The sequence below is a fragment of the Celeribacter sp. HF31 genome (assembly GCF_011806455.1).
Classification (GTDB): Bacteria; Pseudomonadota; Alphaproteobacteria; order Rhodobacterales; family Rhodobacteraceae; genus Celeribacter.
Genome location: NZ_JAATOT010000004.1, coordinates 1 through 14,684, shown reverse-complemented (window position 1 = coordinate 14,684; position 14,684 = coordinate 1). Strand labels below are relative to the sequence as shown.

The following is a 14,684-nucleotide window of genomic DNA, read 5'->3' as shown; positions in this document are numbered from 1 at the left end:
AGTCTTGCCTCACATGACCTGACGCAAACCAAAAGGCCCCGCGTTTCCGCAGGGCCTTTTTTAGTTTCATATCAGATCGACTTAGTCGTCAGAGGAACCTTCCGGCGTGTCCACGACCAGCGTGTCGTCGCCAAAGCCCGTGTCCGCATCCATCACCGGAGCGGCGAGTTGGGCGGCGGCTTCGGCCTCTGCACGGGCCTCTTCGATCACCACGTTGTCGCGTTCGGCGGCGATGCGGCGGACGCGTTGTGTCGCGCCACCCGTACCGGCCGGGATCAGGCGACCGACGATGATGTTCTCTTTGAGACCCACCAGCTTGTCGCGCTTGCCTTGGACAGACGCTTCGGTGAGCACGCGCGTGGTCTCCTGGAAGGAGGCCGCAGAGATGAACGACCGCGTTTGCAGCGAGGCCTTGGTGATCCCCAAGAGGATCGGTTGACCTTTCGCGGCACGCCCGCCTTTGCTTTCCGCTTTCGCGTTGGCTTCGTCGAACTCGACCTTATCGACCGCTTCGCCTTTGAGCAAAGTGGTGTCCCCGGAGTCAGAGATTTCCCACTTCTGCAGCATCTGGCGCACGATGACTTCGATGTGCTTATCGTTGATCTTCACACCTTGCAGGCGATAGACGTCCTGCACTTCGTCGATCATGTAGTTGGCCAGAGCCTCGACACCCATGATGGCGAGAATGTCGTGCGGGGCCGGGTTGCCGTCCATGATGTACTCACCCTTCTGGATGAAGTCGCCTTCAGCCACAGGGATGTGCTTGCCTTTCGGCACCATGTATTCGACGGTTTCCTTGGTCTCGTCCGACGGTTCGATCGAGATGCGACGCTTGTTCTTGTAGTCCTTGCCAAAGCGCACGTAACCATCAATCTCGGCGATGATCGCGTGATCTTTCGGGCGACGGGCTTCGAACAGTTCGGCCACACGCGGCAGACCCCCGGTGATGTCCTTGGTCTTCGCACCTTCACGCGGGATACGCGCAACCACGTCACCGGCCTGGATGTCCTGACCGTCCTCGATGGAGAGAATGGCGTCGACAGACATCAGGTAGGTCACCGGGTTGCCCGCTTCGTTGCGCATCGGTTCGCCATCTTCGCCGAGGACCAGGATCTCCGGCTTCAGATCGCCACCACGCGGCACGGAGCGCCAGTCGGTCACGATTTTCTGCGTCATGCCGGTTGCGTCATCGGTCTCGTCACGCACGGACAGGCCCGTGATGAGGTCGACGAATTTCGCTTTACCGGATTTCTCCGCGATGATCGGCAACGTGTACGGGTCCCACTCAAAGAGTTTCTCGCCGCGGGACACGGTCTTGCCCTCTTCCGCGAACACCTTGGTGCCGTAGCCCAGCTTGTAGGAGGCCCGTTCCACGCCGTTCTCGTCCACGATGGCGAGCTGCATGTTCCGACCCATGACGATTTTCTCGCCATGTTTGTTTTCCAACAGGTTGGACTCGCGGAAGACGATCTTGCCTTCCTGGTTGGCTTCCTGGAAGGACTGCTGACCACCCTGAGCCACGCCGCCGATGTGGAAGGTCCGCATCGTCAGCTGCGTGCCCGGTTCACCGATGGACTGAGCCGCGATGATGCCGACGGCCTCACCTTGGTTCACCAGCGTCCCGCGGGCGAGGTCGCGACCGTAACAGGCCGCACAAACGCCCTCTTCGGCCTCACAGGTCAGCGGGCTGCGGATGCGCATGGAAGCGACACCCGCCTCTTCGATCGCATCGGCTTTGCGCTCGTCGATCAGCTCGTTTTTGGACACCAGCACCTCGTCGGTGCCCGGACGCAGTACGTCGTCGGCGGACACACGGCCAAGGATACGCTCGGCCAGAGTTGCCACGACCTCACCGTCGTTGACAGCCGCTTCGGCGGTCACGGCACGCTCGGTGCCGCAATCCACTTCGCGCACGATGCAGTCCTGTGCCACGTCGACGAGACGACGGGTCAGGTACCCGGAGTTCGCGGTTTTCAAAGCGGTATCCGACAGACCCTTACGGGCACCGTGGGTCGAGTTGAAGTACTCGAGCACGGTCAGACCTTCTTTAAAGTTCGAGATAATCGGCGTTTCGATAATCTCACCCGACGGTTTCGCCATCAGGCCGCGCATGCCGCCCAGCTGTTTCATCTGGGTGACGGAGCCACGCGCCCCGGAGTGGGCCATCATGTAAACCGAGTTCGGTTCCATTTCGGCACCATTCTCGTCATGTTTCGGCGCGGAGATGGTGTTCATCATCGCCTCGGTGACCTTGTCGTTACACTTGGCCCAGGCGTCGACGACTTTGTTGTACTTTTCGCCCTGAGTGATCAGGCCGTCCATGTACTGTTGTTCAAAGTCTTTCACCTGATCGCGGGTTGCATCCACGATCGGCCATTTGGTCTCCGGGATCACCATGTCGTCCTTACCGAACGAAATGCCGGCCTTGAACGCTTCTTTGAACCCGAGCGACATGATCTGGTCACAGAAGATCACCGACTCTTTCTGACCGCAGTAACGGTAGACGGTGTCGATGACGCGCTGCACGTCTTTCTTCCGCAGAAGCTGGTTCACCAAAGCGAACGGCGCTTTTGCGTTCAACGGCAGCAGGGTGCCGAGGCGCAGACGGCCCGGGGTCGTCTCATAACGTTCCCAGACTTCCTGACCATGCTCGTCGATCTGCTTGATCCGTGCGGTGATCTTGGCGTGCAGGTGCACTTCGCCAGCGGTCAGCGCATATTCGACCTCTTCGATGTCGGAGAAGACCATGCCTTCGCCCTTCATCCCATCACGCTGCATGGTGATATAGTAGAGGCCCAAGATCATATCCTGCGACGGCACGATGATCGGCGCGCCGTTGGCGGGCGACAGCACGTTGTTCGTGGACATCATCAGGACGCGGGCTTCGAGCTGAGCTTCGAGAGACAGCGGCACGTGAACGGCCATCTGGTCCCCGTCGAAGTCGGCGTTAAAGGCCGAACAGACGAGCGGGTGCAGCTGGATCGCTTTGCCTTCGATCAGTGTGGGTTCGAAGGCCTGGATGCCGAGACGGTGCAGCGTCGGTGCGCGGTTGAGGAACACCGGGTGCTCGCGGATCACCTCATCGAGGATGTCCCAAACTTCCGGACGTTCTTTTTCCACCAGCTTCTTGGCTTGCTTCACGGTCGAAGACAGACCTTTGGCTTCAAGCCGCGAGTAGATGAACGGCTTGAACAGTTCGAGCGCCATCTTTTTCGGCAGACCACATTGGTGCAGCTTCAGTTCCGGGCCGGTCACGATGACCGAACGACCGGAGAAGTCGACGCGTTTGCCCAAAAGGTTCTGACGGAAACGACCCTGTTTGCCTTTCAGCATGTCGGAGAGCGACTTCAGCGGGCGTTTGTTCGCACCGGTGATGACGCGGCCACGACGGCCGTTGTCGAACAGCGCATCGACGGATTCTTGCAGCATCCGCTTTTCGTTGCGGACGATGATGTCCGGCGCACGCAGTTCGATCAGGCGTTTCAGACGGTTGTTCCGGTTGATCACGCGACGGTAGAGATCGTTGAGATCGGAGGTCGCAAAACGGCCACCGTCGAGCGGCACCAGCGGGCGAAGTTCCGGCGGGATCACGGGGATCACGGTCAGGATCATCCACTCCGGGCGGTTGCCGGATTCGAGGAAAGATTCCACGATTTTCAGACGCTTGATGATCTTTTTGGGCTTGAGTTCGCCGGTCGCTTCCTTGAGGTCCTCGCGCAGCTGTTCCGCGGTGGATTCAAGGTCGATGTTCGACAGCATCTTACGGATCGCTTCGGCGCCGATGTCGGCCTCGAAAGCGTCCATGCCGTAGAGGTCTTGCGCGTCCATGTACTCTTCTTCGGTCATCATCTGACCGTAGGAGAGGTCCGTCAGACCCGGTTCGATCACCACGTAGTTCTCGAAATAGAGCACACGTTCCAGATCGCGCAGCGTCATGTCGAGCATGAGGCCGATCCGGCTCGGGAGCGATTTCAGGAACCAGATGTGCGCGACGGGAGCGGCCAGTTCGATGTGGCCCATGCGCTCGCGACGCACTTTCTGGAGGGTGACTTCAACACCGCATTTTTCGCAGACAACGCCGCGATATTTCATGCGCTTATATTTGCCGCAGAGACATTCGTAGTCTTTGATCGGGCCAAAAATCCGCGCACAGAACAGACCGTCACGCTCCGGCTTGAAGGTCCGGTAGTTGATGGTCTCGGGCTTTTTGATCTCCCCGTAGGACCACGACAGGATACGCTCCGGGGACGCCAGAGAGACCTTGATCTCATCAAAGGTCGACGGTTGCGCCAGCGGGTTGAACGGGTTGGTTGTGAGTTCCTGGTTCATCTTGTGAGTTCCTCAGATTGTCTCGGAAAGGGAGGGAGGGTAAGGGCGCGGGCCCTTACTCCTCACCCTCCGAGTCCAGGAGTTCCATGTTGAGGCCGAGGCCACGGACTTCTTTGACAAGCACGTTGAAGGACTCCGGCACGCCGGCTTCAAAGTTGTCTTCGCCCTTGACGATCGACTCGTAGACTTTCGCACGACCGGCCACGTCATCCGACTTGACCGTGAGCATTTCCTGCAGGGTGTAGGCGGCACCGTAGGCTTCGAGTGCCCAGACCTCCATCTCCCCGAAACGCTGACCCCCGAACTGCGCCTTACCACCGAGCGGCTGCTGGGTGACGAGGGAGTACGGACCCGTGGAACGGGCGTGGATCTTGTCGTCGACGAGGTGGTGAAGTTTCAGCATGTACTTCTTACCCACCGTCACCTTACGGGCGAATTGCTCGCCGGTGCGACCGTCGAAGAGGACGGATTGACCGGAGGTGTCGAAACCGGCACGGCGCAGAGCGTCGTTGATGTCGGCCTCTTTCGCACCGTCGAAGACCGGGGTCGCGATCGGCACACCGTTGACGATGTTCGAGGCTGCCTCGATGAGAAGCTCGTCGTCCATGCCGGCGATGCCCTCTTCGTAGACTTCTTCGCCATAGACGAATTTCATCGCATCGCGCACCGGGGTCATATCGCCCGAACGGCGGTATTCAGACAGCGCGTCATCCACCTGGATGCCGAGACCGCGCGCGGCCCAGCCCATGTGAATTTCGAGAATCTGACCGACGTTCATACGCGACGGCACACCCAGCGGGTTGAGACAGAAGTCGACCGGCGTCCCATCGGCGAGGAACGGCATGTCTTCCATCGGAACGACGCGCGAGACCACACCTTTGTTGCCGTGACGACCAGCCATCTTGTCGCCCGGCTGAAGCTTGCGCTTCACGGCGATGAAGACTTTGACCATTTTCATCACGCCCGGCGGCAGGTCGTCGCCACGACGGACTTTTTCGACCTTGTCTTCGAAACGGTGCTCAAGCGCACGTTTCTGAGCCTCATACTGAGCGTTCAGCGCCTCAACGATGGTTGCATCGTCCTCGTCCTCAACGGCGAGCTGCCACCACTGGCCGCGGGACAGCATGCCGAGCAGCTCGTCATCGACGGTCACGCCCGGTTTGACACCTTTCGGACCCTTCGCGATCACTTTGCCCATGATCAGGTCTTTCAGACGCGCGTAGATGTTGCGGTCCAGAATGGCCATCTCATCGTCGCGGTCACGCGCCAGACGTTCGATTTCCTCACGTTCGATTTGCAGCGAACGCTCGTCTTTCTCGACGCCATGACGGTTGAACACGCGGACTTCCACGACCGTACCGTAGTCACCAGGCTTCACACGCAGCGAGGTGTCGCGCACGTCAGAGGCTTTCTCACCGAAGATGGCGCGCAGGAGTTTTTCCTCCGGCGTCATCGGGCTTTCGCCCTTCGGCGTGATTTTCCCGACAAGGATATCCCCCGGCTCAACGTGAGCGCCGATGTAGACGATACCGGCCTCGTCGAGGTTGCGCAGAGCTTCCTCGCCGACGTTCGGAATGTCGCGGGTGATCTCTTCCGGCCCGAGCTTCGTGTCACGGGCGGCGACTTCGAATTCCTCGATGTGCACCGAGGTGAAGACGTCGTCACGCGCGATGCGCTCGGAGATCAGGATGGAGTCCTCGTAGTTGTAGCCGTTCCAGGGCATGAAGGCGACGATGATGTTCTTGCCGAGCGCCAGTTCCCCCATATCGGTGGACGGGCCGTCGGCGATCACTTCGCCCTTCTCGACCGTCTGACCCACTTTCACCAGCGGACGCTGGTTGATGCAGGTGTTCTGGTTCGAGCGCTGGAATTTGCGCAGACCGTAGATGTCCACGCCCGCGTCGCCCAACTCAAGGTCCGAGGTGGCACGGATCACGATCCGGGTTGCGTCGACCTGGTCGATGATGCCGGCACGCTTCGCCTGAATGGCTGCGCCGGAGTCGATGGCGACTTTGCCTTCCATGCCGGTGCCCACAAGCGGCGCCTCCGCGCGCAGAAGCGGCACGGCCTGACGTTGCATGTTCGCGCCCATCAGAGCGCGGTTGGCGTCGTCGTTTTCCAGGAACGGAATGAGAGCCGCACCCACGGAGACCAGCTGTTTCGGCGACACGTCGATCAGGTCGACGTTGAGCGGCGGGTTCAGCGCGTGTTCACCGGATTGGCGGGTCGACACGAGATCGTTGACGAACTTGCCGTCTGCGTCGAGCGTCGCGTTGGCCTGAGCCACGGTGTGACGCATCTCTTCGGTGGCGGACATGTATTGCACTTCGTCCGTCACCTGCCCCTCGACCACCTTACGGTAGGGGGTTTCGATGAAGCCGTATTTGTTCACGCGGGCAAAGGTGGCCAGCGAGTTGATCAGACCGATGTTCGGACCTTCCGGCGTTTCAATCGGGCACATACGACCGTAGTGGGTCACGTGCACGTCGCGGACCTCAAAGCCCGCACGTTCGCGGGTCAGACCGCCCGGCCCAAGCGCGGAGAGACGACGTTTGTGCGTCACTTCGGAAAGCGGGTTGGTTTGGTCCATGAACTGCGACAGCTGCGAGGAGCCGAAGAATTCGCGCACGGCCGCGGCGGCCGGTTTCGCGTTGATCAGATCTTGCGGCATGACCGTGTCGATCTCGACGGAGGACATCCGTTCTTTGATCGCACGTTCCATACGCAGAAGGCCCACGCGGTACTGGTTTTCCATCAGCTCGCCCACGGAGCGCACACGACGGTTGCCGAGGTGGTCGATGTCGTCCACGTCGCCATGGCCATCGCGCAGCTCGACGAGCGCCTTGATGCAGGACACGATGTCCTCGCGGCGCAGCGTGCGCATGGTGTCCGGCGCGTCGAGATCGAGGCGCATGTTCATCTTCACGCGGCCCACGGCGGAAAGATCGTAACGCTCAGAGTCGAAGAACAGGCTGTCGAACAGGGTGCTTGCTGCTTCAACGGTCGGCGGCTCGCCCGGACGCATGACGCGATAGATGTCCATGAGCGCGGTTTCGCGGTTCATGTTCTTGTCGGCGGCCATGGTGTTGCGCATGTAGGGACCAACGTTGACGTTGTCGATGTCGAGAACCGGAATGTCGGTGATGCCCGCATCCAGCAGCTCTTTCAGGGAGCCACCGATCACATCGCCGTCCTTGTCCATCTCAAGGGTCAGCTCATCGCCAGCCTCGACATAGATCGCGCCGTTCTCTTCGTTGATGATGTCTTTCGCAACGAATTTGCCGATGATGTGCTCGTAGGGCACCAGAAGCTCGGTGATCTCGCCAGCGTCGATGATTTTCTTCACCGCGCGGGGCGTCATCTTGTCGCCCGCTTTACAGATCACTTCGCCGGTGGCCGCATCCACGAGGTCATAGGCCGGACGGGTGCCGCGCACACGCTCCGGGAAGAACTTGGTCACCCAACCTTTGTTCTTCTCGAGCTTGAACTCGACGGTGTTGTAATAGGCGTCGCAAATCGCTTCCTGGTCGAGACCAAGCGCGTAGAGCAGCGTCGTGACCGGCAGTTTGCGGCGACGGTCGATACGGGCGAAGACGATGTCTTTCGCGTCGAATTCGAAGTCCAGCCAGGAGCCGCGGTAGGGAATGATGCGGCAGGCGAACAACAGTTTGCCCGAGGAGTGGGTTTTGCCTTTGTCGTGGTCAAAGAACACGCCCGGGGAGCGGTGCATCTGAGACACGATCACGCGCTCGGTGCCGTTCACCACGAAGGTGCCGTTCGGCGTCATCAGGGGCATGTCGCCCATGAACACGTCTTGTTCCTTGATGTCCTTGACGGATTTCGCACCGGTGTCCTCGTCCACATCGAACACGATGAGACGGAGCGTCACCTTCAGGGGCGCGGAATAGGTCATGTCGCGCTGCTGACATTCCTCGACGTCGTATTTCGGGGTTTCCAGCTCGTATTTCACGAACTCGAGCACAGCGGTTTCGTTGAAATCCTTGATCGGGAACACCGACTGGAACACGCCTTTGATGCCTTCGCCGTCTTGCGGCTCGGTGGCGTCACCGGATTTCAGGAAAAGATCGTAAGAAGATTTTTGAACCTCAATAAGGTTCGGCATTTCAAGCACTTCGCGGATTTTGCCGTAATACTTGCGGAGCCGTTTCTGGCCGAGGAAGGACGATGCCATAAGCGTCTATACCTTTCGAATTTTCGCGAGCGACGTCTACCGTTGGGCGCCGGCAGATGTGCCCTGACGAAACAGAGGGATTCGGTCTATTCCTGCCCCCGTCCCAAAGGGGGCTCCCGACCTTTGAACCTCTCCTGAGAAAAGACCCTTTGTGTGACGCTTTCGCGAAAGGCCCTTTCTCAGACAGGCTAAACCGTTTTCCAAGAAACGATATAAGCTGGACCCAGGGAACCCCGGATCCAGCCCTTATTTTGTGTGGCCCGTAAGGACCAAAGGCGATTAGGCCAGCTCGACGGTCGCGCCAGCTGCTTCCAGCTTGGCTTTGACTTCTTCGGCTTCGGCTTTGTCGACGCCTTCTTTGATTTTGCCGCCAGCTTCAACGAGCTCTTTGGCTTCTTTGAGGCCCAGGCCGGTGATGCCGCGGACTTCTTTGATGACGTTGATCTTGGATGCGCCGGCGTCTTTCAGGACGACGTCGAATTCAGATTTTTCTTCAGCAGCTGCGCCAGCATCGCCTGCCGGGCCAGCCATCATCACTGCGCCGCCAGCGGCGGGCTCGATGCCATACTCGTCTTTGAGGATGGTTTTCAGTTCTTGTGCTTCGAGAAGGGTGAGACCCACGATCTCTTCTGCAAGTTTCTTCAGATCAGCCATTGTACTGTTTCCGTTCGTTTAAGATGTGTTCCAACGCGTGTGTTTACAACCACGTCGGTCTCTAATTGCTTATGCAGCAGCCTTGTCTTCAATCGTAGACAGGATACCAGCGATGTTCGAAGCAGGAGCGCCAATCGCGCCAGCGATGTTGGAAGCAGGTGCACCAATGCAGCCAACGATAGAGGCAATAAGCTCCTCGCGGGACGGCATCTGTGCCACGGCTTTCACACCGGCGACGTCGAGAGCGTTTTCACCCATTGCACCGCCGAGGATCACGAATTTCTCGTTATCTTTGGCGTAAGCATCGGCGACCTTGGCCGCGGCCACAGGATCTTCCGAATAGGTGAGAACAGTCATGCCCGTCAGGAATTCAGCAACGCTTGCGCAGGGCTTTCCGTCGAGGGCGATTTTGGCGAGCTTGTTCTTGGCAACGCGGACGGACCCACCGGCTTCACGCATACGCGCGCGCAGGTCCTGCATTTCAGCAACCGTGAGACCTTCGTAGTGGGCAACCACAACGACGCCAGAGCTGTCAAAGATTTGGCCGAGCTCTTCGACCATTTTTTCTTTTTGTGCTCTATCCACAGTTTTACTCCAAGTATGGGAGAGTTTCCCCTCCCGGCTCAATTCTACCGGCTGAAACCGGCACGAAGTCCGTTACGGGGCTGCGCCAAAGTCGCCCGAGGTCTAGCCTGCGGAGAAACTTGTCGTCTTCCCGTCTCAGGCAGGAATTATGTCAGCAAGATCGCTGACACCCACCGTCTAGGACGAAACGCAAAACAGCGCACGACGAATCGCACGCTGGGATGCAGGATGGTGTTTAGAGGGGATTAAGGGAGAGTGCAAGGGGTCCAACTCATTCGTCGGCTTCCTCTACGAGCTCAGGAGCAGTCGCACCGGCCTCACGCAACGCTCGTGCAAGCTTCATATAAAGATTGGGATGACCGCGCTTACTCTCCTCATTCAAATTCACAGTGGTATGAAACCAACCCGATTTAGGAACTGTAAGATGAATATGTCCCGTTTTCTCGTCATACCAGACGCCCATATCCATATAAACAGCTTTGTCACCCTTCTCACTTTTTCGAATCCCGTAAGTCACAAAACATCCCTCTCAAAATTAACGTGGCAACTAAGAAGTACTCATCGCAATTTCAAACTTCCACATCGGGGAGGGAATGCCAAAGAAAAAAGGCGCCCCAAACGGAGCGCCTTTCAAACTTGTCAGACCTGATCGCTTAAAGGCGATCATGCATTTCTACGAAATGCACTTTTTCGCCCGACGCGCATCGCTGTCGCGATACGCTGGATCAATTGCCCGTCGCGGAGTCCACGGAGATGGACACGCCCGGACCCATGGTCGAAGACACGGAGACCTTCTTCATGTAGGTGCCTTTGGCGCCGGTCGGGCGGGCTTTTTGAACCGCATCCACGAAAGCGCGGATGTTTTCGGCCAGTTTGCCTGCATCAAAAGAGGCTTTGCCAACGCCGCAGTGCACAACACCGGCTTTTTCCGCCTTGAACTGCACTTCGCCGCCTTTGGCCGCTTCAACAGCCGCTTTGACGTCCATGGTCACGGTGCCGACTTTGGGGTTCGGCATCAGGTTGCGCGGGCCGAGGATCTTACCCAGACGGCCAACGATCGGCATCATGTCCGGGGTCGCGATGCAGCGATCGAACTCGATGGTGCCGCCCTGGATGGTTTCCATCAGGTCTTCTGCGCCCACGATGTCTGCGCCAGCAGCGGTTGCTTCGTCGGCTTTCGGGCCACGTGCAAACACGGCGACGCGGACGGTTTTACCCGTGCCGTTCGGCAGGGACACAACGCCGCGGACCATCTGGTCAGCGTGGCGCGGGTCAACACCGAGGTTCAGCGCAATCTCAACGGTCTCGTCGAATTTTGCGGTCGCGTTGGCTTTGATCAGCTCAACCGCTTCTTCGACGGAGACATTCTCTTTGCCAGCGAAAGCTTCGCGAGCGGAACGGGTACGTTTGCCAAGTTTCGCCATCACTTCACCTCAATGCCCATGGATTTCGCGGAGCCGACGATGATCTTCATTGCGCCTTCGACGTCGTTGGCGTTCAGATCTTTCATCTTGGCTTCTGCAATTTCGCGCACTTGCGCGACGGTCACGGAAGCGACGGTCTCACGACCCGGCAGAGCAGCGCCTTTGGGGCGGTTGCGCTTGCCGACCGGCTTAAGGCCAGCAGCCTTCTTGAGGTAATAAGACGCCGGCGGGGTCTTGATGTCCATCGAGAAGGATTTATCGGAGTAGTAGGTGATCACGGTCGGGCACGGTGCGCCGGGCTCCATATCCTGCGTCTTGGCGTTGAACGCCTTACAGAATTCCATGATGTTGATGCCGCGCTGACCCAGCGCCGGACCCACGGGCGGGGACGGGTTCGCTGCACCGGCGGGGACTTGCAGTTTCATCGTACCTGCGAGTTTCTTAGCCATTGGCTTTTCCTTTCCAACTGTCACGAAACGCGTTTCGCGACGACTACGTTGTGTGGTCTGATTTGATCCGCGCGCGAACCGCCTCTCCCACAAGTGATGCCTGAAAGATCAGGCGCTCGCTCAGGCCGTCTTGTTGACCTGAGTGAATTCCAGTTCGACCGGGGTAGCCCGGCCAAAGATCGACACGGAAACTTTCAGACGCTGGTTGGCGTCGTCCACTTCCTCGACCATACCATCGAAGCCCTCGAAGGCGCCCTCGGCCACGGAGACCTGTTCGCCCACCTCGAAGGTGATGGTGTTGCGCGGCGCGTCGGCTTCGGCACCTTCCTGGACACGGCCCAGGATCGCTTCGACTTCGCTGTCACGCATCGGCATCGGCTTGCCGAAAGAGCCCAGGAACCCGGTCACGCGGTTGATCGAGTTGATCAGGTGATAGCCCTGGTCGGTCATCTCCATGCGCACGAGCACATAGCCCGGCATGAAGCGACGCTCGGTCGTCACCTTTTTGCCCCGGCGCACCTCGATGACCTCTTCGGTCGGCACCAGAACTTCTTCGATCTGATCCTGCAGGCCCTTTTCTTCCACGGCCGTTTTGATCGCTTCGGCGATTTTTTTCTCGAAGTTCGAGAGAACGCTCACCGAATACCAACGCTTCGCCATGGTGCCTTTGCCTTTTCATCTCTCCGGCCATTTCGGCCAGATGTCGTTAAATTCCAAACGCTTACGCGCAACTCCCCGAAACAATAAAGCGGCGCGCAACTCGAATCGCTGCACGCCCGTCTCTGAGAGTGCGCTCGCTCTATACGCTCAGGCGCGCAAGTTCAACCCTTTAGGGCCTCTGCGACCTCTTCGAACCCGGTGGGCAAACCGTCTTGCGAGACGAGGTTCTTTTCTTCGAGGTACTCCGCGATCCCCGCATCCCCCTTGCGCGTGCTCCAGTCCTTCAAGGTCGAGCGCTCGCCCGTATAATCAAAGAACGGCACACCATAGCCGCAGGAGCTTTGCGCCTGCTCAATTGTCTGCACAACGATCTGGCGCGCGCCGGGCAACTCCTTGCCGTCGAAATGGGTGTCGAGCAGGGTTTGATACTCTTCCGTGCCCTTGAACACCGACCGCCCCGTGCCGAAAAACCGCACGATCATCGGCTGCTCTTCGAAGGAACAGAACATCACGGTCATCCGCCCGTCCGCTTTCAAATGCGCGGCGGTTTCGGCGCCCGATCCGGTCATGTCGAGATAGATCAGCTCATTCGGCCCGGTGATCCGAAGCGTCTCCGCCGTGGGCCGCGGCGAGATATTCACCCGCGCGCCATCCGCCGCCGTGGCGACAAAGAAAATCCTCTGAGGTTCGACCATGCGACGCAGAGGATTGGGAATACTGTCGAAAAATTTTGCCATAGCGGGCCTCCTTGAGGCCCGCTATGGCAACCGCCGGATCAGCCGAACAGGTTCAGGAAAGCCTGAAGCCCATTGCGGATCAGCAGGTCGACGAGGAAAAAGAACGTCGCCGTCAGAGCGGCCATCACGAAGACCATCAGCGTGGTCAGCATGACTTCGCGACGGGTCGGCCAAACGATCTTCGACGCCTCAGCGCGCACCTGCTGAATGAACTGAAGCGGATTGGTTTTCGTGGCCATCTTGTTGTCCTGATGCTTTGAGTACCCGGCGCAGATACGCGAGCCGCGCGTGAATTTCAAGCCCGACAGCGCATCTCACGCCCAGATCGTATCGAGATTGGAGGAAATGGCAGGGGCAGCAGGGTTCGAACCCGCGACCTACGGTTTTGGAGACCGTCGCTCTACCAGCTGAGCTATACCCCTAAGGCCGAGGGTGGAGATAGACAAGCTGTGCGGCCTTTGCAAGCCCGTTTTCAAACCGGCGCACAGAATTCGTCTGGCCGCGTTCCATTAGGCCAGAAGCTTCGACACCATCAGGTCTATATCTGCCGCAATCGCGTCCGGCCCCGCGCCCAGCCGGTTGATGCCATCGGCGCTGGCGATCACCAGCCGCGCAAGACGCTCCGCCTCCTCAGGGGCCTTTTTCGCGATCACTTGCGCGATGCGTTGGCGCAGACGGGCCTCAAAGGCGGCAAAGGAATCGCTCACCAGCCGTTTCGGCGCGGTGGTCAGTTCTTCCGCATAGGTCGAAGTGCCCAGCATCTCATGGAGCACCGCATATTTACCGCGAATGCCCCCAGAGACGCGCGCCGTGACGCTGCCCTCCTTTGCCAGTTCTCCTGCGACCACTTCTTCGAGCTGCGCGATCACACAGTGAACGACGCCCGCGAAAAGCTCGTTCCTTGTTCTTGAAGCGCGCGTAAAGCGTGGGTTTCGCGACGGCCCCCAACCTTCACCTCAATATTTCCGATGCGCGCGATCTGGCCCGCATCCTCGTCGCCGCAATGACCGACCCCGGCTCTGATGGGCAACGGCATCCGGCAGGCTTCGATCCCATGTCGATCCTCGAAATTGCAGAAACCGTGGCACAGGCCTATCCGGGGCTGCGGTCAAAACTGCCGCTGCGCGGCGCACCGGATTGGCTCGTGCGGATCATGGGGCTGTTCGATGGCGACATTCGGGCCAACCTCAATGAGCTGGGCTATCGGCCCCGGTTCGATACCTCACGCGCGGAAGCTTTGATGGATATCTCGGGGCCCCAGTCGCTTGTGGATATGACGGCGGGAATTTTGGAACGCGGGTTGGTCGAAGGCATGACGGCGAAAGCGGCTGCTTGAGAACAGGTCTCCGGCCTCGGGTTCTCATTGCCTTTGCCTTGCAAAGCCAACTGCCACCCGTGGCTTGCACCCACATGCTGTTTCCTGAACGTAGTCCGCATTCGAACAAAAAAGGGCGCTCCGAAGAGCGCCCTTTCTCATTCTTAAACTTCACCGGAGTGGGTTCTCATCGTTTTTGAAGACAAAAACGACTGCCACCCACCGGTCAGAGTTTCTTACAGAAACTCGACCCGATTACGCAAGGATCTTGGACACAACGCCCGAACCAACAGTCCGGCCGCCTTCGCGGATCGCGAAGCGGAGGCCTTCTTCCATCGC

Annotated in this window: 13 protein-coding genes and 1 tRNA gene; 1 reads left to right on the top strand and 13 read right to left on the bottom strand. The window is 58.9% G+C overall.

What is annotated here, in order from left to right; translation table 11 throughout:
- Window positions 1-81: 81 nt before the first annotated feature.
- The 12 genes from rpoC to HCZ23_RS08945 all read right to left on the bottom strand — a co-directional run bounded on the left by rpoC (window position 82) and on the right by HCZ23_RS08945 (window position 13,899).
- On the bottom strand, window positions 82-4,329 hold the full coding sequence (gene rpoC / locus HCZ23_RS09000) for a DNA-directed RNA polymerase subunit beta' (protein WP_167601413.1): 4,248 nt from the start codon (window positions 4,327-4,329) through the stop codon (window positions 82-84).
- Window positions 4,330-4,384: 55 nt separating this feature from the next.
- Complete coding sequence (gene rpoB, locus HCZ23_RS08995) at window positions 4,385-8,521, bottom strand: DNA-directed RNA polymerase subunit beta (RefSeq protein ID WP_167601412.1); 4,137 nt, start codon at window positions 8,519-8,521, stop codon at window positions 4,385-4,387.
- Window positions 8,522-8,800: 279 nt separating this feature from the next.
- Window positions 8,801-9,175 (bottom strand): 50S ribosomal protein L7/L12, encoded by a 375-nt coding sequence (gene rplL, locus HCZ23_RS08990; RefSeq protein ID WP_167601411.1) that lies wholly within the window; start codon window positions 9,173-9,175, stop codon window positions 8,801-8,803.
- Between the two features lie 69 nt (window positions 9,176-9,244).
- Window positions 9,245-9,760, bottom strand: coding sequence for a 50S ribosomal protein L10 (gene rplJ, locus HCZ23_RS08985; protein WP_066707226.1), 516 nt, complete (start codon window positions 9,758-9,760; stop codon window positions 9,245-9,247).
- A gap of 271 nt (window positions 9,761-10,031) precedes the next feature.
- A complete protein-coding gene (locus tag HCZ23_RS08980) occupies window positions 10,032-10,277 on the bottom strand; it encodes a hypothetical protein (protein WP_167601410.1) in 246 nt (81 codons plus the stop codon).
- A 208-nt stretch (window positions 10,278-10,485) separates the two neighbouring features.
- Entirely contained in the window at window positions 10,486-11,184 is a 699-nt protein-coding gene (gene rplA, locus HCZ23_RS08975; protein WP_167601409.1) for a 50S ribosomal protein L1, read from the bottom strand.
- Window positions 11,184-11,633 carry a 50S ribosomal protein L11 gene (rplK, locus tag HCZ23_RS08970; RefSeq protein ID WP_167601408.1) on the bottom strand — a complete coding sequence of 150 codons (450 nt, stop codon included), beginning with the start codon at window positions 11,631-11,633 and terminating at the stop codon, window positions 11,184-11,186. Before rplK ends, rplA begins: the two co-directional genes overlap by 1 nt.
- 120 nt (window positions 11,634-11,753) lie before the next feature.
- Window positions 11,754-12,293, bottom strand: coding sequence for a transcription termination/antitermination protein NusG (gene nusG, locus HCZ23_RS08965; protein WP_167601407.1), 540 nt, complete (start codon window positions 12,291-12,293; stop codon window positions 11,754-11,756).
- Window positions 12,294-12,454: 161 nt separating this feature from the next.
- On the bottom strand, window positions 12,455-13,030 hold the full coding sequence (locus HCZ23_RS08960) for a pyridoxamine 5'-phosphate oxidase family protein (protein WP_167601406.1): 576 nt from the start codon (window positions 13,028-13,030) through the stop codon (window positions 12,455-12,457).
- Window positions 13,031-13,068: 38 nt separating this feature from the next.
- Complete coding sequence (secE, locus tag HCZ23_RS08955; protein ID WP_167601405.1) at window positions 13,069-13,269, bottom strand: preprotein translocase subunit SecE; 201 nt, start codon at window positions 13,267-13,269, stop codon at window positions 13,069-13,071.
- 107 nt (window positions 13,270-13,376) lie between these two features.
- A tRNA-Trp gene (locus tag HCZ23_RS08950) sits at window positions 13,377-13,452 on the bottom strand.
- Between the two features lie 87 nt (window positions 13,453-13,539).
- Complete coding sequence (locus HCZ23_RS08945; RefSeq protein ID WP_167601404.1) at window positions 13,540-13,899, bottom strand: hypothetical protein; 360 nt, start codon at window positions 13,897-13,899, stop codon at window positions 13,540-13,542.
- A gap of 56 nt (window positions 13,900-13,955) precedes the next feature.
- On the opposite strand from HCZ23_RS08945, the gene HCZ23_RS08940 reads away from it, so the two are divergent.
- On the top strand, window positions 13,956-14,366 hold the full coding sequence (locus HCZ23_RS08940) for a hypothetical protein (RefSeq protein WP_167601403.1): 411 nt from the start codon (window positions 13,956-13,958) through the stop codon (window positions 14,364-14,366).
- 234 nt (window positions 14,367-14,600) lie between these two features.
- Here HCZ23_RS08940 and HCZ23_RS08935 read toward each other — a convergent pair.
- On the bottom strand, window positions 14,601-14,684 hold an 84-nt coding region (locus HCZ23_RS08935), incomplete at its 5' end, for a hypothetical protein (protein WP_217703176.1).